Raw genomic sequence first — 20,496 nt, forward strand, 5'->3', positions numbered from 1 at the left:
ATCTAGCCCATCAATTCCCGGATTACAGCATTCAGCACGGCGCGCCCCGCTGGTGTTGCTCTGAGTCTGTTGTTATCACGTTCAATCATATTAATGCCGACCAGATGGTCCACGGTTTCGTCTGGAAGTGGACGGTCCGACAGGGCCTCCCACCTATCTACATCTAGTCCTTCTGAAATCCTTATGCCCATCATAAGGTATTCGTTCGCCTGATCTTCAAGCGAAAGGACATAGCGTTTCTTTTCTCCGCAACCCTTCGTGGCGGCGTCAAGCCAACGTTGCGGGTTCAGATGGGTCTCGGTCGCGTGTTTTTGACCATCCACAGTAATCCGCCCATGAGCGCCGGGACCAATGCCGACATAATCCCCGTAACGCCAATAGACCAGATTGTGCTGCGACTCTGCACCGGGGCGGGCGTGGTTGGACACCTCATAGGCGGGCAGGCCGTGTTTCTCGCAAATCTCTTGTGTTGCAAGGTACATGTCGGCCGCACTGTCATCTTCGGGCAAGCCGCGCAGTTTTCCGACAGCATACCGGTCGCCAAAAGCGGTGCCGTCTTCGATTGTCAGTTGATACAGCGACAGGTGATCCACGGCCATGGACAAAGCTTCGTTCAACTCGGCCCGCCAGGCATCCAGCGTTTGGTGCTGTCTGGCATAGATCAGGTCAAAGCTGACCCGTTCAAAACAATCACGGGCGATGTCAAAGGCGGCGCGTGCCTCGGCCACAGTGTGAATCCGCCCCAAGCGGCGCAGGTCTTCGTCGTTGAGCGCCTGCACGCCCATCGAGATCCGGTTGACGCCTGCGTCACGATAGGCCGCGAACCGTCCGGCCTCGACCGAACCGGGATTGGCCTCGAGAGAGATTTCCATGTCATTGGCGGGGCGCCACAGGGCGCGGGCGGTTTCAATCACGGCGGCAACGGTTTCCGGGTCCATCAGCGACGGGGTTCCACCACCGAAAAAGATCGTGTTCAGCACCCGATCCGGGGTTTCGACGGCCGAGCGCCGCAATTCGCTCAGATAGGAGTTAAGCCATTGTTTTTGATCGATAGTTTTGGAAACATGGCTGTTGAAGTCGCAATAGGGGCATTTGGCCTCGCAAAAGGGCCAATGCACGTACAGGCCAAAGCCCCCGTTGCGCCAATCATCCGCCAAAGCAGCCTTTCACGAACTTCTCAACCGCGCGACCGCGATGGCTAATCTTGTTCTTTTCCCAGCGATCCATCTCGGCAAAGGTAATGTCGTATCCTTCGGGAACAAACATCGGGTCATAGCCGAATCCACCTTCGCCGCGGATGGGCCAGACCAAATGACCGGGGGCAATGCCTTCAAACACTTCATCATGCCCATCAGGCCAGGCCAGCACCAGTGTGCTTCGGAATTGCGCTGTGCGGGGATGGGGGGCGTTCTTTGCCTCAAGCTCAGTATGGGCGCGGGTCATCGCCATCAGGAAGTCGCGACCGTTGCCGGTTTCGGCCCAATCAGCGGTATAAACACCCGGCGCGCCATTCAGGGCGTCGATGGTGATTCCGGAATCGTCTGACAGGGCAGGCAGCCCGGTGGCTTTTGCGGCGGCGTGGGCCTTGATCCGGGCGTTGCCGACAAAGGTGTCCTCGGTCTCTTCCGGTTCGGGCAGGTCCATGTCCGCCGCACCCACAACCGTCACGCCAAAAGGTTCGAGGAGATGCGCCATCTCCTCAAGCTTGCCTTTGTTGTGGGTCGCGACCAACAGCCTGTCGCTGTCAAACTTACGGGTCATGCGGTGGCAGCTTTCTGGGCTGCGGCCAGCTCGGCAACGCCTTTTTCCGCCAGATCCACCAGCTGATCCATCTGGGCGCGGCTGAATACAGAACCTTCGGCACTCATCTGAACCTCGATCAGTTTGCCTGACCCGGTCATGATAAAGTTGCCGTCGACACCGGCCTCGCTGTCTTCCGGATAGTCAAGGTCCAGCACAGGCTGGCCCGCATAGATCCCGCAGGAAACGGCGGCGACCGGATCAACCAGCGGATCTGAAATCACGTCACCTGCTTTCATCAGTTTGTTGACGGCCAGTCGCAGCGCAACCCAGCCGCCGGTGATCGAGGCACAGCGGGTGCCGCCATCGGCCTGGATCACATCGCAATCAACGGTGATCTGACGTTCGCCCAGTGCAACCCGGTCGACGCCGGCGCGCAGGGCGCGACCAATCAGGCGCTGGATTTCCACCGTACGCCCGCCTTGCTTGCCCGAGGCCGCTTCACGCCGCATCCGAGTATTGGTGGCGCGGGGCAGCATACCGTATTCGGCGGTGACCCAGCCTAGCCCCGAACCCTTGATGAAAGGGGGTACGCGATCTTCGATCGTAGCGGTACACAGAACATGTGTATCGCCCATTTTGATCAGGCAGGAACCTTCGGCATGTTTGGTGAACCCCGTTTCAATTGAAACGGCGCGCATTTCACTTAAGTCTCTTCCAGAGGGTCGCATGGGAAATCCTTTGTTTGCTGGGTTGGGGATACCGCCCCGCAGCGTTACGATGCAACCCCGATTGACCTTTCATTTGCCTGCTATTTAATGATGAACCAGCAGGGGAAAACGCATGAGTGAAGCGAGCAAAATTCTGGACGAGATGAACGACCGGTCGCGCGAGGTGTTCCGGTTGATCGTTGAAAGTTATCTGGAAAGCGGAGAGCCGGTTGGAAGCCGCACCCTGACGCGTACCCTGTCTGAAAAAGTCAGTGCCGCAACCGTGCGCAACGTGATGCAGGACCTTGAGTTTCTGGGTCTTCTGGACAGCCCGCATATCAGCGCGGGTCGGGTACCGACGCAGCAAGGACTGCGTATGTTCGTGGACGGTTTGCTTGAGGTTGGCGATCTGGGCGTCGACGACAAGCAAAAACTGGAAGAGACTTTAGGCTCTAACACGGGTGATGTTGGCGGAATGCTGGATCGGGTCGGGTCAGCTCTGTCACACGTAACACAAGGTGCGTCGCTGGTTCTGACGCCAAAGCATGAAGCCGAAATCAAACATATCGAGTTTGTCTCGTTAGGGCATGACAAGGCTTTGGTGGTGCTGGTCTTTTCTGACGGCCATGTTGAAAACCGCCTGTTCACACCGCCGCCCGGCCAGACGCCCAGTTCGATGCGCGAGGCTGCGAATTTTCTGAATGCGCTGATTGAGGGGCGCACACTCAGTGAAGTGCGCCGTCAGATGCAGAAACAGATTCAGGCGCGCAAGCAGGAAATAGATGCGCTGGCGCGCGAGCTGGTCGAAAGCGGGCTGGCGGCCTGGGACGGAGACGGAGCCGACTCGGCCCGTTTGATCGTGCGGGGGCGGGCGAATCTGTTGAACGAACCCGGTCAGGCCGGAGAGTTGGAGCGTATTCGCAGCCTGTTCGATGATTTGGAGCGCAAGCGCGACATCGCGGATTTCCTCGAATTGACGGAAGACGGCGAGGGTGTGCGCATTTTTATTGGGTCTGAGAACAAACTTTTCTCACTTTCGGGTTCCTCTTTGGTGGTGTCTCCATATATGAACGCTGATCGAAAGATAATCGGTGCGGTCGGGGTCATCGGACCCACGCGTCTGAATTATGGACGGATCGTGCCGATCGTGGATTATACGGCGCAACTGGTCGGCAAGCTGATATCCGACCGGAGCTAGAGGGTAAGAGATGGCAGAGCCCAAGAACGAAGATTTTCTGGACGATATCATGGCGGCAGAAGCGGAAGAGCTGGCCGAGGAGTTTGCTGAGATCAGTGACGAGGCGTTGGAGCTGGACGAGCTGCGCGCTGAGCGGGATGAGTATAAAGACAAATTCATGCGCGCGCTTGCCGACGCCGAGAACGCGCGCAAACGCGGTGACAAGGCGCGCCGCGATGCCGAACAGTATGGCGGTTCCAAGCTGGCCCGCGATATGCTGCCTGTTTACGACAACATGAAGCGCGCGCTTGAGGCCGCGACCGACGAGCAGAAAGAGGTTGCCGCCGGACTGCTGGAAGGCGTCGAACTGACCATGCGCGCTCTGAAGGATGTGTTCCAGAAACACGGGATCGAAGTGATCACACCCCAGGTTGGCGACCGGTTTGATCCGAATGTGCACGAAGCAATGTTCGAGGCCCCGGTCCCGGGCACGCGGGCAGGGGACATCATCCAGGTGTCCGCCGAAGGTTTCATGCTGCACGACCGACTGTTGCGTCCGGCTCAGGTCGGGGTCTCTTCAACGCCAGCAAGCTGATTGGCTTTTCAAAGCCAAGCCTTCGGCGAGAGTATTTTTGAAAAGATGAAGGGCGGTCAGGATCTGGCCGCCTCTTTCAATTTGTAGATCAGATCCAGCGCCTCGCGCGGGGTCAGTTCGTCGGGCAGGACACCCTCCAGCATCTCGGTCACCGGCGAGGTTTTCGGTGCGGGCGGGGGTGGCGGCGCGGCTGCCGAGAACAGCGGCAGGTCGTCAATCAGCGCCTTTTGCTTACCGCCTTCGCGTTCGGTTTTTTCAAGCTGGTCCAGAACCACCCGGGCACGTTCGACGACAGAAGCGGGTAAACCGGCCAGCTGCGCAACCTGCACCCCATAAGACCGGTCAGCCGCGCCCTTGTGAACCTCGTGCAGGAAGATGACTTCGCCATCCCACTCTTTGACCGCTACGGTGGCGTTATCGACACCTTCGAGTTTGCCGGCCAAAGCCGTAAGCTCATGATAATGCGTGGCAAACAATGCGCGACATCTGTTGGCCGCGTGCAGGTGTTCCAATGTGGCCCAGGCGATGGACAGGCCATCATAGGTGGCGGTACCACGACCGATTTCGTCCAGAATGACCAGAGCGCGGTCATCGGCCTGATTCAGGATGGCGGCGGTTTCGACCATTTCGACCATGAAGGTCGACCGCCCCCGCGCCAGATCGTCCGAGGCTCCGACGCGGCTGAACAGCTGACTGACGACGCCAATATGCGCCTCTTCGGCCGGAACATAGCTGCCCATTTGGGCAAGCAGTGCGATCAGGGCGTTCTGGCGCAGAAAGGTTGACTTACCGGCCATGTTCGGACCCGTCAGTAACCATATCGCTGCGCCGTTTTCGACGGTCAGATCGCAATCATTGGAAATGAATGCATCGCCGCTTTGCTGCCGGAGGGCGTGTTCCACAACCGGGTGTCGACCGCCCTGCACATTGAATGCGCGAGAGGCATCAACCCTTGGACGGCACCAGTTTTCACCCCGCGCAAGATCAGCCAGAGCGGTCGTCAGGTCCAGTTCGGCAAGCCCGCGGGCGGCTTGATTCAATCGGGAAGCGAGGTCCAAGATAGCGCCAGAAAGCCTTTGATAGAGCCGCTTTTCAATCTCCAGCGCCAGATTCCCGGCGTTCAGGATACGCGTTTCGATCTCGGACAGTTCGACGGTTGTAAACCGCACCTGATTGGCTGTCGTCTGGCGATGGATATAGGTTTCGCTAAAGGGTGTGTTCAGCATCTTTTCGGCATGGGTGGCCGTGGTTTCGATGAAATAGCCCAGCACATTGTTGTGCTTAATTTTCAGCGAGGTGATGCCGGTGTGTTCGACATATTTTCGTTGAAACTCGGCGATGACGGACCGGCCTTCGTCGCGCAAGGTGCGGGCCTCGTCCAGTTCAGCGTCAAAACCTGGCGCGATAAAGCCTCCGTCGCGGGTCAGAAGCGGGGGCTCGGCCACCAACGCCTCGTCCAGCAAGGTCAGCAAGTCATCGAAACCAACAAGGTTCTGAAGCACGGTTGCCAGCAACACCGGTAAATCCTGACCGGTGCAGATTTCGGCAATCGTGACCGCCTGGGTCAGGCCATTGCGAATGGCTGTCAGGTCACGAGGCCCGCCACGTTCTAATGACAAACGCGACAGAGCGCGGTCCAGATCCGGGGTTTTGCGCAAGGCTTCGCGCAGATCAGACGCGATCAGGCTGTCACCAGCGGCGAAACTGACTGCGTCAAGCCGGGCATGGATCACATCCAGATTTCGAGAAGGGCTTGAAAGCCGCTGTTCCAGCAATCGCGCGCCACCGGGGGTAACGGTCCGGTCAACGACAGAAAGAAGCGATCCTGCGCGCCCGCCGGACAGCGAGCGGGTCAGTTCCAGATTGCGGCGCGTTGCAGCGTCGATCTGAACGACCCGATCCTCAGATTCTTTCAGCGGTGTTTGCAGCAGGGGCAGCTTGCCCTTTTGCGTAATCTCCAGATAGTCGATCAGCGCGCCCATCGCGGACACTTCGGCGCGGCCGAAATTGCCGAACGCGTCCAAGGCGCCCACGTGAAACAGCCCGCAGATGCGCTTTTCCGCCGCCGTGCTGTCGAAACTGGCGCGCCCGACCGGGGTCAGTGAAATCCCCAGATCAAGCAGCGTTTCGTTCAGCTTTTCCTGCGCCCCATCGGCCACGATCAGTTCAGAGGGCGCAAGCCGGGCAAGTTCGGGGCTGAGCCGGACCGAGGTCAGGGGCATCACGTGAAACGCGCCCGTTGAAATATCAGCCCAGGCAAGCGCGGCCTCGTCCCGGACCTCGGCATAGGCAGCCAGAAAGTTGTGCCGGCGCGCCTCAAGCAGCGCATCTTCGGTCAGTGTTCCGGGTGTGACCAGTCGCACGACATCACGCTTTACGACCGATTTAGAGCCTCTTTTCTTCGCTTCAGCCGGGCTTTCCATCTGTTCGCAGACCGCAACGCGAAAGCCCTTGCGGATCAGTGTCAGAAGGTATCCTTCGGCCGAATGCACCGGCACGCCACACATCGGGATGTCTTCGTCATTGTGCTTGCCACGCTTGGTCAACGCGATATCCAGCGCTTCGGCAGCGTTGACGGCATCCTCGAAAAACATCTCGTAGAAATCACCCATGCGATAAAACAGCAGGGCATCCGCGTGGGCTTGTTTGATTTCGAGGTATTGCGCCATCATTGGCGTGACTGTGGACAAATCGGCCCCCTTTTGGCGTATTCCGGGCGCGACCTTACAAATCCCGCATCTTCTGTAAAAGCCGAAAACTCATTCTCGTTGAGGCGGGCGTTCTCCTGCGCTATGAGGCGTCAGCCCTGAAGTCATGGAAACGACATTTAAGATGCCCAAAGCGAAGATCACCAAAGAAGAGGCATTGGCCTTTCACCTGGACCCCACCCCCGGCAAGTGGGAGGTGCAGGCCACCGTCCCCATGACAACGCAGCGTGACCTGTCGCTGGCCTACAGCCCGGGCGTGGCCGTTCCCTGCGAGGCCATCGCGGAAAACCCGGAAACGGCCTATGACTATACCAACAAGGGCAACCTGGTGGCCGTAATCTCGAACGGGACGGCGGTGCTGGGCCTTGGTAACCTTGGCGCGCTGGGCTCGAAACCGGTCATGGAAGGCAAATCGGTCCTGTTCAAACGGTTCGCCGACGTGAACTCGATCGATATCGAGCTGGACACCGAAGACCCGGATGAATTCTGCCGTGCGGTGCGCCTGATGGGGCCGACCTTTGGCGGCATCAATCTGGAAGACATCAAGGCGCCCGAGTGTTTCATCATCGAACAGCGCCTGAAAGAAGAGATGGACATCCCCGTCTTTCACGATGACCAGCACGGCACAGCCGTGATCTGTGCTGCGGGCCTGCTGAACGCGCTGCATATCTCGGGCAAGAAGATCGAGGACGTGAAAATCGTTCTGAATGGCGCAGGTGCGGCTGGGATTGCCTGTATCGAACTGCTCAAGGCAATGGGCGCGCGGCATGAAAACTGCATTGTCTGCGATACCAAGGGCGTGATCTATCAAGGCCGGACCGAGGGCATGAACCAGTGGAAATCGGCCCACGCGATCACAACCGACTTGCGCACATTGGAAGACGCGATGAAGGGGGCGGATGTGTTCCTGGGCGTTTCGGTGAAAGGCGCGGTCACGCAGGATATGGTCGCCAGCATGGCCGACAATCCTGTCATCTTTGCAATGGCCAATCCCGACCCCGAGATCACTCCGGAAGAAGCGCACGAGGTTCGCGTGGATGCGATCGTTGCCACCGGGCGCAGCGATTATCCAAACCAGGTGAATAACGTTCTGGGCTTCCCCTACCTGTTCCGCGGTGCGTTGGACATTCACGCCCGCGCCATTAATGATGAGATGAAGATCGCCTGTGCCCACGCACTTGCCAATCTGGCGCGCGAGGATGTGCCGGATGAGGTCGCCATGGCCTATGGCAAGTCGCTGACCTTTGGGCGGGACTATATCATTCCCACCCCATTCGACCCGCGTTTGATCCATCGCATCCCACCGGCCGTTGCAAGGGCGGGGATGGACACCGGTGCCGCGCGCCGTCCGATCATCGATATGGACGCGTATGAGCTGAGCCTGAAATCCCGGATGGACCCGACCGCCAGTATCCTGCGCGGTTTGAACGCCCGTGCGCGTCAGGCGCAAAGCCGCATGATTTTCGCCGAAGGCGACGATCCCCGGGTATTGCGCGCTGCGGTCATGTATCAGCGGTCAGGTTTTGGTAAGGCGCTTGTGGTGGGTCGGCCAGACGATGTTAAGACCAAACTGGAAGCCACGGGCCTGGGCGACGCTGTGCGTGAAATCGAGGTCGTGAATGCCGCCAATACCACGCATCTCGAAACCTATTCGAACTTCCTGTATCAGCGCCTGCAGCGTAAGGGGTTTGACCGCAAAGACATTCACCGTTTGGCTGCACGGGACCGCCATGTGTTTTCTTCGCTGATGCTGGCCCACGGGCATGGTGATGGTCTGGTCACTGGCGCAACCCGCAAGTCCGCGCATGTGCTCGACCGGATCAACCATGTGTTTGATGCAGATGCGGCCAACGGTGCTGCCGGTGTGACAGCTTTGCTGCATAAGGGCCGGATTGTCCTGATTGGCGACACTTTGGTACATGAATGGCCCGACGAAAACGATCTGGCGAATATTGCCGAGCGTTCGGCCGCAGTTGCCCGGCATATGGGGCTGGAGCCGCGCGTGGCTTTTGTCAGCTTCTCGACCTTTGGCTATCCGGTGTCAGAACGTGCCGAAAAGATGCACCGTGCCCCGGCTGTTCTGGATCGGCGCGGCGTCGACTTTGAATACGAGGGTGAAATGACGGTGGACGTCGCCCTGAACATCGAACAGCAAGCGGCCTATCCGTTCTCGCGCCTGACCGGTCCGGCGAATATCCTGATCGTTCCGGCCCGGCATTCGGCATCAATCTCGACTAAGCTGATGCAGGAAATGGGTGGTGCGACCGTGATCGGCCCGATCCTGTCAGGCATCGACAAGCCGATCCAGATCTGTTCGACCGTCTCGACCGCGAACGATATTCTGAACATGGCCATTCTGGCCTCTTGCGACATCGGATAAATCATGACGATCTGGAATCTCGGCTCAATCAACGCGGATATGGTTTATGACCTGCCGCATTTGCCTGCGCCGGGGGAAACTCTGGCTGCCCGTAGGCTGGGTCGGTTCCTGGGCGGCAAGGGGGCCAACATGTCGGTGGCCGCGGCGCGTGCGGGATCACGCGTCAGCCATATAGGTGCCGTGGGGCCCGATGGGCGCTGGGCCAAGGATCGACTGACAGGATATGGTGTGGATACGCGCCATATCTCTGAGGTGGATGTTCCCACAGGCCACGCCATCATTGCGGTGGATGCCGAGGGTGAGAACCTGATTATCCTGTATCCCGGGGCCAATCACGCTTTGGAACCCGCCCATCTGGGGCAGGCGCTGGCCTCGGCAAACACCGGTGATCTGCTGATCTTACAGAATGAAACCAATGCCCAGGTCGAAGCGGCGCAGCTGGGGCGCAAGCTTGGCTTGACCGTCTGTTATGCCGCAGCCCCGTTTCAGGCACAGGCCGTTCAGGGCGTTCTGCCCTATCTGGATTTCCTGATCCTGAATGAGGTGGAGGCCGAGCAACTGCGTCAGGAAACCGGTCTGAGCATCGCTGATCTGCCCGTTCGGCATGTCATCGTTACCCTGGGCTCAAAAGGCGCGAGGTACTTGCAGCAGGGCAACGATCCGGTCGAGTTTCCCGCGCATAAGGTGCGGGCGGTGGATACCACAGGGGCAGGCGACACCTTCACCGGCTACGTGCTGGCAGGCATGGATCGCGGAATGCCAATGGAACAGGCCATATTGCAGGCAAACCGCGCCGCAGCCCTGATGGTCATGCGGCACGGAACGGCGGATGTCATTCCCGATCTGAAAGAAGTACGTGACGCATCCTTTGACTAGGAGCCTGCAAATGGCGCATCCCCACCCCAAAGCTGCTTGACGCGCGCGTCACGACCACAGGCTTTGCGATACGCCTTGTAGGCGTTGTGCTGGCGCTTTGGTCCAAAACGGGTAAGGACCAGTTTGTTGCCTTTGTAATAATCCTGATGATACGCCTCGGCGGGGTAAAAGGGTCCTGCGCTTAGAACCGGGGTGACAATGGTCTGCCCCAGCGCTTGCTGCGCGTCTGCTTTGGCTTGTTCCGCCAGCGCCTTTTCACCTGTGTTAGAGACGAATATCGCAGTTCGATAGCTGTCGCCCCGGTCACAGAACTGGCCACCGGCGTCTGTCGGGTCAACCGACCGGAAAAACATGTTCAGAAGTGACGCGCGAGAGACGCGCGCCGGATCGAACGTGATCTGAACCGCCTCGTAGTGTCCGGTTTCCCCTTTTGAAACCTGATCATATGTCGGGTCCGCAGTTGTACCGCCGGTATATCCGGACACCGCCCCGATTACGCCGGGCACGGATTCGAAATCGGATTCCACGCACCAGAAACACCCGCCAGCCACCGTCAGCGTTTCGGTTCCCGCAGCCGGGGCGGGCAGTGCGCGCAACAGTGCGGCCAATGCAATCAGTGTAAACAGAAGGGCTGGTCTGACGGTTTCAAAATAAGCGGTCCGCATCATGTCAGGTCTCCTTTTAAGATGAGATTGACGCGGGTTCGACCCCCTTGCAATTGCCTGTCATGCAATGTCACGCGCTGGTGAGACGAGTTTATCGTCTGCGATTACGTGTAGACGGCCCACTTGAAGGGTGGGCGAAACCACAGTTCATTTGCCCCAGATCATGCGCGACAGGTATCCCGATGCGGAATCGCGGTACACCGCGGGGGAACCGCTGGTCTGGCTGGACTCGGGCCAAAGGCCAACTTTGAGGCAAATTCAGCCCAGCAGTTGCCCCAGCTTCATCGCAACACCCATATTGCCCGAGATCTTGAGCTTGCCCAAAGCAACGCCGGTCATCGGGTTCAGCTTTCCGGTCAACAGCTTGGTCAGGTTCTCCTGCGAAATACGGATTGTGCAATCCGTGTCCCGATCCTGCGTCGTTGCCTGGTTTTCTGCCAGAACAATCACACCATCCGCGCCGCAATCGAATTTGAGCGATCCATCAAAGCTTTTGCCGCTCAGCCCTTTTTGAATTCCATCGGCGATGTCCTGAAGCATTCGGGTTCCTTTCACGGTTTCCGAATGCGTAATGCGTCAGGTGTCGAACAGGCAAGGCTGACCCAACTGGAACTTCTGATCACGATGCGCCGAGGATCTGAACCGTCCGGTCACAAGGCTTGCCGCCATAAAAGGCATCCAGAACAGCACGAAACTCGGGCGGAGCATCTGCCACAGACGAAAACAATGTCATCGAAGATCGCAGCTTTTTCGCGTCAATTCCGCCCAGAATGTCGCGGGCATCGCGCCCCGTGTGCAGCAGCATCAGCGAGGCCGCCTGCCTAAGCCGGTCGCGCAGTTCCGGGTGGTTCAGATAGCGTGTCGCCTCGTCCAGATCTTCAATGCCGTAAAGCTGCGCCATATGGGACTGGCCCAGCTCGGCCAGTTGCGGAAACACGAACCACATCCAGTGGCTGGATTTCTGCCCCTGTTCAAGTTCGCGCAGGACATCGGCCCAAACCGTGTCCTGCGCCTCGATGAACATGTCGAGTTCGTCGTCGGTATCGTCTTCGTCGATCACTTGGACAGGCGCTTGTTCCGAGCAGCCAGCAGTTTCAGACGCAGCGCATTCAGCTGGATAAAGCCTGCCGCATCTTTCTGATCGTACGCACCTGCATCCTCTTCGAAGGTCACATGTGCCTCAGAGTACAGCGAATGATCCGACCAGCGGCCCACGGTCGAGGCCAGACCTTTGTACAGTTTCACGCGGACGGTGCCGGTGACATGCTCTTGCGACCTGTCGATGGCGGCTTGCAGCATCTCGCGCTCGGGGCTGTACCAGAAACCGTTATAGATGAGTTCCGCATATTGCGGCATCAGCTGGTCTTTCAGATGCATCGCGCCACGGTCCATGGTGATGGATTCAATGCCACGGTGCGCTTCCAGCAGGATGGTGCCGCCGGGTGTCTCGTAGATACCGCGCGACTTCATGCCCACGAACCGGCCTTCGACCAGGTCCAGACGGCCAATACCGTGCTTGCCGCCATATTCGTTCAGCTTGGTCAGGATCGTGGCCGGGCTCATCGCCTCACCGTTGATGCTGACGGCGTCGCCTTTTTCAAAGCCGATCTCGATAAATTCAGGCTCATTCGGGGCGTCCTCGGGGTGGACGGTGCGCTGGTAGACATAGTCGGGGGCCATATCGGCGGGGTCTTCCAGAACCTTGCCCTCGGACGAGGTATGCAGCAGGTTGGCATCGACCGAGAACGGCGCCTCACCACGCTTGTCCTTGGCAATCGGAATCTGGTTCTGCTCGGCGAATTCAAGCAGCTTGGTACGGCTGGTCAGATCCCACTCGCGCCAGGGGGCGATCACCTTGATGTCTGGGTTCAGCGCATATGCCGCCAGTTCGAACCGCACCTGATCGTTGCCTTTGCCGGTTGCACCATGGGCGACAGCATCAGCACCGGTTTCGGCAGCGATCTCAATCAGGCGTTTCGAGATCAGCGGCCGCGCGATCGAAGTGCCCAGCAGGTACAGACCTTCATATTGCGCATTGGCACGGAACATCGGGAAGACGAAATCGCGGACGAATTCCTCGCGGATATCCTCGATATAGATGTTCTCGGGCTTGATCCCCAGCAGTTCGGCCTTTTGGCGCGCGGGCTCCAGCTCCTCGCCCTGACCCAGATCGGCAGTGAAGGTCACGACCTCACAGCCATACTCGGTCTGCAGCCATTTCAGAATGATCGAGGTATCAAGGCCACCGGAATAGGCCAGAACAACTTTCTTGGGCGCGGACATCTGACTTCCCTTTATGCGTAGAACGATTGGCCCCTAGCGGGTTTTGGACGCGGGGGCAAGTTGGTGCGCGTTGACGAAGGCCGGGAAATGAGGTGAAACGGGTGCAGAGAATAACAAGCATTGGTTGAAGAGGCGGTTTCAAATGTTGGGATGGCAGATTTTCTTGCATTCTGTGCGGATGGTATTTGGAAACATCAAGCAGGTGCTACAGATAACGGTTGGCCCTGCTCTAATTGCGACAATCATCATCGTGGGCGTGTTTTTGGCGCTTGGTATTCCGCTTGAGGCGCTTGAAGACAACACAGGCGCGTTGCCGCCAGGTGCAACCGCAGGTTCAGCCATTGTCTTTGTGGTCGTTTTACTGGCGGTAATGTCCGTTACCATGTTCTGGATCGCGGTGTCATGGCACCGCTTCATCCTGATGGAAGAATATCCCACGGGAATACTCCCGACATTCCGCTTCGACAGGATTCTGGCCTATTTCGGTCGCTTTCTGATGTTGGGAATTTTGATGGCCATTGCATTCCTTCCGATGGGCTTTGTTATGTCAGCACTGAGTGGCGGCTCAATCGGATTCGCGCTTGTCGCTGTTTATGCCATCTTTCTGGTTGTCTGCTTTTATCGCCTTTCTATCGTCTTGCCAGCGGCAGCTATCGGGCACCCAGCGACTCTGGCAGATGTATGGAACAGCACTCAGGGTGCATCGGGGGCTATTATTGTTCTTTTGATCGTGAATTTTCTGTTCCAATTTCTGGTTCAGCTAATATTCACCGGGTTGGCGTTTATTCCTCTGTTAGGCATCTTACTGACATTGTTTTTTGGAATGCTGATCCTGCCGATGATCAACGTCAGCATTCTGACCACGATGTACGGCGTCTTTATCGAAAAACGCCAACTCTCCTGAGCGGCGTACACATATGTATTCCTTGCCCTTATCACGCTGATGGGGCAGGGAAGCGGTCATGACCGACTTCATGACCCGCGCCCGCGCCGCCGAAGAGGCGATGCGCTCTGTCTTCCCGGCAACGCCGTTGCAGCGCAATGCCCACCTGTCCGACCGTTATGGGGCGGATATCTGGCTCAAGCGCGAAGACCTGAGCCCGGTGCGCTCCTACAAGATTCGCGGTGCCTTTAACGCCATGCGCAAGCAACAGGGGCAGAACCTGTTCGTCTGTGCCAGCGCGGGCAATCACGCGCAGGGCGTGGCCTATATGTGCCAGCATATGGGGGTCCGGGGCGTGATCTTCATGCCGGTCACGACGCCTCAGCAGAAGATCCAGAAAACGCGTATCTTTGGCGGGGACAACGTCGAGATTCATCTGATCGGTGACTATTTCGATGACACGCTTGCTGCCGCTCAGGCATGGTGCACGCAGCAGGGCGGGTATTTCCTGTCGCCTTTTGACGATGCCGATGTGATCGAAGGGCAAGCCTCGCTGGCGGTTGAAATCGAAAGGCAGATGGGTGGTGCGCCCGATCACGTTGTGCTTCCCGTGGGCGGAGGCGGCATGTCCGCCGGCGTGGCCACATGGTTCGGGGACCGCACCCATTGCCTGTTCGTCGAACCGGCCGGAGGGGCCTGTCTGCGCGCAGCCCTGGCCGCGGGGCATCCTGTTTCGCTGGATCATGTGGATACCTTTGTCGATGGCGCGGCGGTCGGGCGGATCGGTGAAAAGCCGTTCGAGTTGTTGAAATCACGTCACCTGTCGGACGTTCTGGTCCTGTCCGAGGACCGTATCTGCACCACCATGATCGAGATGCTGAATGTCGAAGGCATCGTGCTGGAACCTGCGGGGGCGCTGGCGATCGAGGCAGTAGGTGATATCCAAAGCTTTGTGCGCGGAAAGACCGTGGTCTGCCTGACATCCGGCGGCAATTTCGATTTCGAACGCCTGCCCGAGGTCAAGGAACGTGCGCAGCGGTACTCCGGTGTGAAAAAGTACTTCATCCTGCGCCTGCCGCAGCGACCCGGCGCTCTTAAAGAGTTCCTGAATATTCTCGGCCCCGAGGATGATATCGCCCGGTTCGAATACATGAAGAAATCGGCGCGCAATTTCGGCTCGGTTCTGATCGGGATCGAAACCCGCAAGCCCGAAAACTTCATGCGCCTGTTTGCCCATCTGGACGATGCCGGGTTCACCTATACCGACATCACCGAGGACGAGACGCTGGCACAGTTCGTGATCTAGGTCAGGTTCTCATTCAGCTCGGCTTGAAACATGGTTTTCGAGCTGTCGAAAGCGGCCAAAAGCGCTGTCAGATCAACCTCGGCCCCTTGCCCTGCCGCGGCCTGCCGTTCCCCATCCTGGCAGAGTTTCGAGAATTGATCGAACCCCAGGCTCAACGCGCTGCCTTTCAGGAAATGCAGGTTCTGTTCCAGCTCGGCCCGGTTGGTGTCGCGGCGCAGGCGGATGATCACGTCCTGCACTTCTTCCAGAAATATCTCGACCACCTCGTCGAATTCCTCGGGGCCGACTTCATCCCGCAACTGCCTGACTCTGGCCCAGTGGATCATGATATTCACCAGCTAATGAATGGTCATGGTTCTGAATAGACGCGCCCGGTAAAAAGCAGGTTAACGGGGCCACGCTTCGGCAATCGTCACTCTTCACCGGATGTTAAATCAGTCGGCGATAGGGTCGCCATCAGTGACGAAACTCATCAGAGCAGAGGGTAAATGGTGCCGGGTGCGAGTTTTGAGGAAACCAGAGCTGATCTGGATTTCGGCGCGATCCGCACGGTGCTGGTGGTGGATGACAGCCGCCTGCAACGGCGCATTCTGGTGGCCTCTCTCAGGAAGTGGGGGTTCGAGGTGATCGAGGCCGATACAGGCCATGCCGCTTTGGCACTTTGTGTCGATAATCCGCCCGATCTTGTGCTAAGCGACTGGGTCATGCCGGGGATGAGCGGCCTTGAATTCTGCTGTGCGTTTCGGGCATTGGAAACGGATCAATACAGCTATTTCATCCTTCTGACATCCAAAAGCGAAAAGCAGGAGGTCGCGCGCGGTCTGGATGCCGGGGCAGACGATTTTCTGATCAAGCCGCTTGAGGCGGACGAACTGCGCGCCCGAATTTCAGCCGGTGCGCGCATTCTGGACATGCAGCGCGAGCTCTCACAGAAAAACCGCCTGATCGAATCCGCGCTCGAGGAACTCAGGCTGGCGCATGACGCGATCGACAAGGACCTGATGCAGGCGCGAAAAATTCAGGAATCGCTGGTTCCCGAACTGACCCGGACATTCGGGAAGTCACAAGTCAGTCTGTTGCTGAAACCCTGTGGTCATATCGGCGGTGATCTGGTGGGGATGTTCTCGCCCGGGGTGAACCGGCTCGGGTTCTACAGCATCGATGTATCCGGTCATGGTATCACCTCGGCCATGATGACGGCGCGATTGGGGGGGTACCTGTCCAGCAAGCATTTCGATCAGAACGTCGCGATGGAGCGGAGGTTCGACAAGTTTTATGCACTTCTTCCGCCGAAATACGTGGCTGAAACGCTCAATTCCCGCCTGATGGCCGATGAAGGCATCGAAGAGTATTTTACGATGATCTACGCCATCGTTGACCTGCGCAACGGGCATCTGAAAATGGTACAGGCCGGGCATCCGCACCCCCTGCTGCTGCGGCAGGGTGGCCGCGCCGAGTTTCTTGGTGACGGAGGCTTGCCCATAGGATTGATCGAAGATGCGCGCTTTCAACAAATCGAGACGCAGATGCAGCCCGGCGACAAGCTGCTGTTGTACTCGGACGGGTTTACCGAATGCCAACTGGCTGGTGGTGGCTTGCTGGAAGAAGACGGTTTGCGTCAGATGGCCCAACAGAGCATGTCGGAAAGGGGCGGGTCAGAGTTTCTGGACGACATGTTCTGGCGTTTGACGCAAGTGATGTCACCCAAAGACGGCATCGGCGATGATGTCTCGGCCGTCTTTTTTGAATATAACGGACCTTAAAGCGACCCGAGATGCAATTCGGCAAAGTGCCGGTCACCGTCATTTCCCAGTAAACCCACGGCGTCAGCAGTTTCCATCCACAGCGCTTCGTGAAACGCCTCGGTCGGCGGGCCTATGCGTCGCACGGGGCGGGCGCGATAGATCAGGCAGACCTTCTCGGCCCACAGGTCGTATTCCGGCATATAGGTGAAGCGCCGAAAGGCACCAATCCGCCGGGGCGCCGCAATAAGCCACCCGGTTTCTTCAAAGACTTCGCGATGCAGGGCGGTAACGGGTGATTCGCCCGGATCAATACCCCCGCCGGGCAATTGCAGGTCGGGTCCGGGTTCTGTCTGGCAGGTCAGCAAAAGGTGACTTCTGCGGGGCAAAAGTGCGTAAACACCGACCCGTCGCGTGTATTTCCGCCCCGGCTCTGGGGTTTCACCGAACCGCCTGATCATGTATGGCCCCTTACAACCTAATCTGTTCGACCTATATGGTGCCGGTATGCCAACCTGTGGCGTGTAAGGAAACCCCATGTCTCTTGGAACAAAAATCGCGTGGGACGATACCGTCCTGCCCTTTCAGCTCGATGTATCGGATATGCGTGGCCGAGTGGCCCGCCTGGATGGTGTGCTGGATGGTATCCTGAAGCAGCATGACTACCCCGAACAGGTCGAGGCGTTGGTGGCCGAGATGGCCCTGCTGACCGCATTGATCGGGCAGACGGTTGCGCTGCGCTGGAAGCTGTCGTTGCAGGTGCAGTCCAAGGGGCCGGTGCGCATGATTGCGACCGACTATTACGCACCCAAGGCCGAAGGTCAGCCTGCGCAGATCCGGGCCTATGCCAGCTTTGACCGTGACCGGCTCACCGATACGGCCCCCTTCGATCAGGTGGGCGAAGGGTATTTTGCCATCATGATAGACCAGGGCGAAGGCACGCAACCCTATCAGGGTATCACGCCGCTGACCGGGGCCTCCCTCAGCGCCTGCGCCGAGGCCTATTTTGCACAGTCCGAGCAGCTGCCAACCCGGTTCTCGCTGAGCTTTGGCAAATCGACCGAGCCCGGCGTGGATGAACATTGGCGTGCCGGCGGCATCATGTTGCAGCATATGCCCAAAGCTTCGCCATTTGCCGCCTCGGGTGAGGGCAATGGCGAGATCCTGACCGCCAGCGATCTGGTCGACGGTGAAGAGGGCGAGAATTGGGGGCGGGTCAATATCCTGCTGGACACGGTCGAGGATCTTGAGCTGATTGGTCCCTCGATTGCGCCGACTGATTTGTTGATCCGGCTGTTCCACGAAGAACAGCCACGGGTCTATGATGCGCAGTCCGTGCAGTTTGGTTGCACCTGCTCTGAAGACCGGGTTCGGCAGAGCTTGTCGATCTATTCGGCAAAGGACCTCGAAAAGATGACGACGCCCGAAGGTCAGGTCACCGCAGATTGCCAATTCTGCGGCGCACATTATGTGCTTGATCCATCAACAGTTGGCTTTGAAGCCGAAGACCGCAAGGGTGCTTGACCCGATTGAACAGATCCGGACGGCGCTGCGCCGTCCCGGTCACGGGTCCAGCGATTTTGACCTGAACCCGGATACTGTCCTGCCACCCGGCCGCCGCCTGCGCCCGGCGGGGGTTCTGGTTGCAATCTCGCTTGCGGATGACACCCCTCGGGTGATCCTGACGAAACGGTCCTCGGCCCTCAAACACCATCCGGGTCAGATCGCGTTCCCCGGCGGCAAACAGGATGAAGGGGATGCAGATGTCACGGCTACGGCCCTGCGCGAAGCACAGGAAGAGATTGGTCTTCCCGCGGATCTTCCAGAAATTCTGGGTTACCTGCCGACGCATGAAACAGTCACCTCTTTCACGGTTACACCCGTGGTGGCCGTTCTTCGAAAGGGATTCCAACCTGTTCCGGAACCCGGCGAAGTCGACGAAGTCTTTTCGACCCCCCTTGCGCATCTCTTGAATCCCAAGAACTATCTGGTTGAATCGCGCCGCTGGCGTGGCCAGAAACGCAGATATTACACAGTTCCGTACGGCCCTTATTACATATGGGGCGCGACGGCCCGCATATTGCGCGGGCTTGCTGCACGGGTGAATGAATGATGCAGATTGAAGAACTTTGGGTCAGCGAACCGGCGACCCAAAAGGTATGCGCCGCCCTGACCTCATCCGGGGCGCAAGCGCTTTTTGTGGGCGGGTGCGTGCGCAATGCGCTGCTGGGCGCGCCGGTTTCGGATATCGACATTGCCACTGACGCCCGGCCTGAACAGGTTGTCGAGATGGCGCAGGCTGCGGGCCTCAAGGCCATCCCCACCGGTATCGACCATGGCACGATTACAGTGGTCAGCGCCGGTATCCCGCACGAGATCACCACTTTCCGGCGTGACGTCGAAACCGATGGTCGCCGCGCTGTCATCGCCTTTTCCGATCACGTCGAAGAAGATGCTGCGCGGCGCGATTTTACCATGAATGCACTTTATGCAAGGCCCGATGGCACTGTGTTAGACCCGCTTGGCGGGCTTCCCGACCTTCGGGCCCGGCGGGTGCGGTTCATCGGTGAAGCAGAGGACCGCATTCGCGAAGACTATCTGCGGTCACTGCGCTATTTCCGGTTTCACGCATGGTATGGCGACCCGGATGCCGGTTTCGACCCGGACGCGCTGGCTGCCATTGGTGCCAATCTTGACGGGCTGACCTCGTTGTCGCGGGAACGCGTCGGGGCGGAACTGCTGAAACTGCTGGGCGCGCCTGATCCGGCCCCGGCCATTGCGACGATGCGCAGCACGGGCGTATTGGCAAAGTTGCTGCCGGGCGCGGATGACCGGTCACTGGCACCTCTGGTCGCTTTGGAACATGCGGCAGGTGCCGAACCGAACCCCGTGCGCCGTCTGGCGGCCATCGCGACACCCGATGACGCCGCAACCCTGCGCCTGAGCCGTTCGCAACTGCAACGCCTTACCGGAATGCGGAGCGAAGCGCAGTCAACCACCAGCGTGGCTGAACTGGGCTATCGGTATGGTGACGAAGGCGGGTTGAACAAAACCCTTCTGCGGTGCGCGTTTTTCGAACAGCCCTGGTCCGAAAGCTTCAGACAGGACCTGCACGCAGGCGCAGCCGCGCGTTTCCCGATACAGGCCAAAGACCTGATCCCCGGGTTTACCGGCCCGGCGCTGGGCCAAAAGCTGGCCGAGCTTGAAAGCCGGTGGATCGCGTCGGGTTTTGCGCTGTCGCGCGAGGACTTGCTTGCAAGTTAATGTTTAGTCTCAAAAGGGGATGACAACTTTGGTCCATTGTGGTTAGGTGCGCCCGTCACATGGATGGAGGAATGCGAATGTATTACGGGATCTGGTTCGGCTAAAGCCGGGACACTTGCCCCGTAAAGGGTGGTGTTCAGGCGCCATCTGTCTTCGCACGTCTTTAT

General features: G+C 58.5%; 20 protein-coding genes. 10 read left to right on the forward strand and 10 right to left on the reverse strand.

Annotated elements, in window-relative coordinates; all coding sequences use genetic code 11:
- Positions 1-2 precede the first annotated feature (2 nt).
- From hemW to rph, 3 genes are read right to left on the reverse strand one after another with little or no spacing between them, the layout of a single operon-like run.
- Positions 3-1,157 (reverse strand): radical SAM family heme chaperone HemW, encoded by a 1,155-nt coding sequence (gene hemW / locus ACR0J7_RS07480; protein ID WP_480913720.1) that lies wholly within the window; start codon positions 1,155-1,157, stop codon positions 3-5.
- Entirely contained in the window at positions 1,147-1,761 is a 615-nt protein-coding gene (rdgB, locus tag ACR0J7_RS07485; protein ID WP_480546076.1) for an RdgB/HAM1 family non-canonical purine NTP pyrophosphatase, read from the reverse strand. The genes hemW and rdgB overlap by 11 nt, the downstream gene beginning before the upstream one ends.
- Positions 1,758-2,471: a ribonuclease PH gene (gene rph / locus ACR0J7_RS07490; protein WP_267363729.1), complete on the reverse strand. Its 714-nt coding sequence runs from the start codon at positions 2,469-2,471 to the stop codon at positions 1,758-1,760. Before rph ends, rdgB begins: the two co-directional genes overlap by 4 nt.
- A gap of 112 nt (positions 2,472-2,583) precedes the next feature.
- Here rph and hrcA point away from each other — a divergent pair, with 112 nt between their 5' ends.
- Positions 2,584-3,648 carry a heat-inducible transcriptional repressor HrcA gene (hrcA, locus tag ACR0J7_RS07495; RefSeq protein WP_480898691.1) on the forward strand — a complete coding sequence of 355 codons (1,065 nt, stop codon included), beginning with the start codon at positions 2,584-2,586 and terminating at the stop codon, positions 3,646-3,648.
- Positions 3,649-3,658: 10 nt separating this feature from the next.
- Positions 3,659-4,222: a nucleotide exchange factor GrpE gene (locus ACR0J7_RS07500; RefSeq protein ID WP_480494021.1), complete on the forward strand. Its 564-nt coding sequence runs from the start codon at positions 3,659-3,661 to the stop codon at positions 4,220-4,222.
- A gap of 56 nt (positions 4,223-4,278) precedes the next feature.
- On the opposite strand, the gene mutS is transcribed toward ACR0J7_RS07500, so the two are convergent.
- Positions 4,279-6,894: a DNA mismatch repair protein MutS gene (gene mutS / locus ACR0J7_RS07505; RefSeq protein WP_480913842.1), complete on the reverse strand. Its 2,616-nt coding sequence runs from the start codon at positions 6,892-6,894 to the stop codon at positions 4,279-4,281.
- 160 nt (positions 6,895-7,054) lie between these two features.
- On the opposite strand from mutS, the gene ACR0J7_RS07510 reads away from it, so the two are divergent.
- Together ACR0J7_RS07510 and ACR0J7_RS07515 are read left to right on the forward strand one after the other, a co-directional pair.
- The gene (locus tag ACR0J7_RS07510; protein ID WP_267363735.1) at positions 7,055-9,310 is read left to right on the forward strand and encodes an NADP-dependent malic enzyme; all 2,256 of its coding nucleotides are present in this window, start codon (positions 7,055-7,057) and stop codon (positions 9,308-9,310) included.
- 3 nt (positions 9,311-9,313) lie between these two features.
- Positions 9,314-10,186 carry a ribokinase gene (locus tag ACR0J7_RS07515; RefSeq protein WP_480913723.1) on the forward strand — a complete coding sequence of 291 codons (873 nt, stop codon included), beginning with the start codon at positions 9,314-9,316 and terminating at the stop codon, positions 10,184-10,186.
- Here the strand turns inward: ACR0J7_RS07515 and msrA are convergent.
- From msrA to ACR0J7_RS07535, 4 genes are all read right to left on the reverse strand, one after another.
- Positions 10,183-10,854: a peptide-methionine (S)-S-oxide reductase MsrA gene (gene msrA, locus ACR0J7_RS07520; RefSeq protein WP_480913725.1), complete on the reverse strand. Its 672-nt coding sequence runs from the start codon at positions 10,852-10,854 to the stop codon at positions 10,183-10,185. The genes ACR0J7_RS07515 and msrA overlap by 4 nt on opposite strands.
- A 255-nt stretch (positions 10,855-11,109) precedes the next feature.
- Positions 11,110-11,391 carry an SCP2 sterol-binding domain-containing protein gene (locus ACR0J7_RS07525; protein WP_480913727.1) on the reverse strand — a complete coding sequence of 94 codons (282 nt, stop codon included), beginning with the start codon at positions 11,389-11,391 and terminating at the stop codon, positions 11,110-11,112.
- Positions 11,392-11,470: 79 nt separating this feature from the next.
- Positions 11,471-11,875 (reverse strand): DUF1810 domain-containing protein, encoded by a 405-nt coding sequence (locus ACR0J7_RS07530; RefSeq protein ID WP_480913844.1) that lies wholly within the window; start codon positions 11,873-11,875, stop codon positions 11,471-11,473.
- Positions 11,876-11,907: 32 nt separating this feature from the next.
- On the reverse strand, positions 11,908-13,134 hold the full coding sequence (locus ACR0J7_RS07535; RefSeq protein ID WP_209506894.1) for an argininosuccinate synthase: 1,227 nt from the start codon (positions 13,132-13,134) through the stop codon (positions 11,908-11,910).
- Between the two features lie 178 nt (positions 13,135-13,312).
- On the opposite strand from ACR0J7_RS07535, the gene ACR0J7_RS07540 reads away from it, so the two are divergent.
- Positions 13,313-14,038, forward strand: a complete 726-nt coding sequence (locus ACR0J7_RS07540; RefSeq protein ID WP_480913729.1) for a hypothetical protein — start codon at positions 13,313-13,315, stop codon at positions 14,036-14,038.
- A 58-nt stretch (positions 14,039-14,096) separates the two neighbouring features.
- The gene (gene ilvA, locus ACR0J7_RS07545; protein ID WP_480538375.1) at positions 14,097-15,323 is read left to right on the forward strand and encodes a threonine ammonia-lyase IlvA; all 1,227 of its coding nucleotides are present in this window, start codon (positions 14,097-14,099) and stop codon (positions 15,321-15,323) included.
- Here the strand turns inward: ilvA and ACR0J7_RS07550 are convergent.
- The gene (locus ACR0J7_RS07550) at positions 15,320-15,649 is read right to left on the reverse strand and encodes an Hpt domain-containing protein (protein ID WP_480913731.1); all 330 of its coding nucleotides are present in this window, start codon (positions 15,647-15,649) and stop codon (positions 15,320-15,322) included. The genes ilvA and ACR0J7_RS07550 overlap by 4 nt on opposite strands.
- Before the next feature lie 162 nt (positions 15,650-15,811).
- On the opposite strand from ACR0J7_RS07550, the gene ACR0J7_RS07555 reads away from it, so the two are divergent.
- On the forward strand, positions 15,812-17,086 hold the full coding sequence (locus ACR0J7_RS07555) for a PP2C family protein-serine/threonine phosphatase (protein ID WP_480913733.1): 1,275 nt from the start codon (positions 15,812-15,814) through the stop codon (positions 17,084-17,086).
- Here the strand turns inward: ACR0J7_RS07555 and ACR0J7_RS07560 are convergent.
- A complete protein-coding gene (locus ACR0J7_RS07560) occupies positions 17,083-17,526 on the reverse strand; it encodes an NUDIX hydrolase (RefSeq protein WP_267363745.1) in 444 nt (147 codons plus the stop codon). The two genes, ACR0J7_RS07555 and ACR0J7_RS07560, sit on opposite strands and share 4 nt — an antisense overlap.
- 76 nt (positions 17,527-17,602) lie before the next feature.
- On the opposite strand from ACR0J7_RS07560, the gene hslO reads away from it, so the two are divergent.
- From hslO to ACR0J7_RS07575, 3 genes are read left to right on the forward strand one after another with little or no spacing between them, the layout of a single operon-like run.
- Positions 17,603-18,589, forward strand: a complete 987-nt coding sequence (gene hslO, locus ACR0J7_RS07565; protein ID WP_480486934.1) for an Hsp33 family molecular chaperone HslO — start codon at positions 17,603-17,605, stop codon at positions 18,587-18,589.
- The gene (locus ACR0J7_RS07570; RefSeq protein WP_480482502.1) at positions 18,582-19,178 is read left to right on the forward strand and encodes a CoA pyrophosphatase; all 597 of its coding nucleotides are present in this window, start codon (positions 18,582-18,584) and stop codon (positions 19,176-19,178) included. Before hslO ends, ACR0J7_RS07570 begins: the two co-directional genes overlap by 8 nt.
- Complete coding sequence (locus tag ACR0J7_RS07575) at positions 19,175-20,329, forward strand: CCA tRNA nucleotidyltransferase (RefSeq protein ID WP_480546072.1); 1,155 nt, start codon at positions 19,175-19,177, stop codon at positions 20,327-20,329. The genes ACR0J7_RS07570 and ACR0J7_RS07575 overlap by 4 nt, the downstream gene beginning before the upstream one ends.
- Positions 20,330-20,496: the final 167 nt, after the last annotated feature.

This window comes from Ruegeria sp. O4, assembly GCF_056535125.1.

What these genes read in the sequence shown, in the direction of transcription:
- rdgB (WP_480546076.1), bottom strand. Translation starts at nt 1,761, where the DNA reads ATGACCCGTAAGTTTGACAGCGACAGGCTGTTGGTCGCGACCCACAAC.
- rph (WP_267363729.1), bottom strand. Translation starts at nt 2,471, where the DNA reads ATGCGACCCTCTGGAAGAGACTTAAGTGAAATGCGCGCCGTTTCAATT.
- hrcA (WP_480898691.1), top strand. Translation starts at nt 2,584, where the DNA reads ATGAGTGAAGCGAGCAAAATTCTGGACGAGATGAACGACCGGTCGCGC.
- ACR0J7_RS07500 (WP_480494021.1), top strand. Translation starts at nt 3,659, where the DNA reads ATGGCAGAGCCCAAGAACGAAGATTTTCTGGACGATATCATGGCGGCA.
- mutS (WP_480913842.1), bottom strand. Translation starts at nt 6,894, where the DNA reads ATGATGGCGCAATACCTCGAAATCAAACAAGCCCACGCGGATGCCCTG.
- ACR0J7_RS07510 (WP_267363735.1), top strand. Translation starts at nt 7,055, where the DNA reads ATGCCCAAAGCGAAGATCACCAAAGAAGAGGCATTGGCCTTTCACCTG.
- ACR0J7_RS07515 (WP_480913723.1), top strand. Translation starts at nt 9,314, where the DNA reads ATGACGATCTGGAATCTCGGCTCAATCAACGCGGATATGGTTTATGAC.
- msrA (WP_480913725.1), bottom strand. Translation starts at nt 10,854, where the DNA reads ATGATGCGGACCGCTTATTTTGAAACCGTCAGACCAGCCCTTCTGTTT.
- ACR0J7_RS07525 (WP_480913727.1), bottom strand. Translation starts at nt 11,391, where the DNA reads ATGCTTCAGGACATCGCCGATGGAATTCAAAAAGGGCTGAGCGGCAAA.
- ACR0J7_RS07530 (WP_480913844.1), bottom strand. Translation starts at nt 11,875, where the DNA reads ATGTTCATCGAGGCGCAGGACACGGTTTGGGCCGATGTCCTGCGCGAA.
- ACR0J7_RS07535 (WP_209506894.1), bottom strand. Translation starts at nt 13,134, where the DNA reads ATGTCCGCGCCCAAGAAAGTTGTTCTGGCCTATTCCGGTGGCCTTGAT.
- ACR0J7_RS07540 (WP_480913729.1), top strand. Translation starts at nt 13,313, where the DNA reads ATGGTATTTGGAAACATCAAGCAGGTGCTACAGATAACGGTTGGCCCT.
- ilvA (WP_480538375.1), top strand. Translation starts at nt 14,097, where the DNA reads ATGACCGACTTCATGACCCGCGCCCGCGCCGCCGAAGAGGCGATGCGC.
- ACR0J7_RS07550 (WP_480913731.1), bottom strand. Translation starts at nt 15,649, where the DNA reads ATGATCCACTGGGCCAGAGTCAGGCAGTTGCGGGATGAAGTCGGCCCC.
- ACR0J7_RS07555 (WP_480913733.1), top strand. Translation starts at nt 15,812, where the DNA reads ATGGTGCCGGGTGCGAGTTTTGAGGAAACCAGAGCTGATCTGGATTTC.
- ACR0J7_RS07560 (WP_267363745.1), bottom strand. Translation starts at nt 17,526, where the DNA reads ATGATCAGGCGGTTCGGTGAAACCCCAGAGCCGGGGCGGAAATACACG.
- hslO (WP_480486934.1), top strand. Translation starts at nt 17,603, where the DNA reads ATGTCTCTTGGAACAAAAATCGCGTGGGACGATACCGTCCTGCCCTTT.
- ACR0J7_RS07575 (WP_480546072.1), top strand. Translation starts at nt 19,175, where the DNA reads ATGATGCAGATTGAAGAACTTTGGGTCAGCGAACCGGCGACCCAAAAG.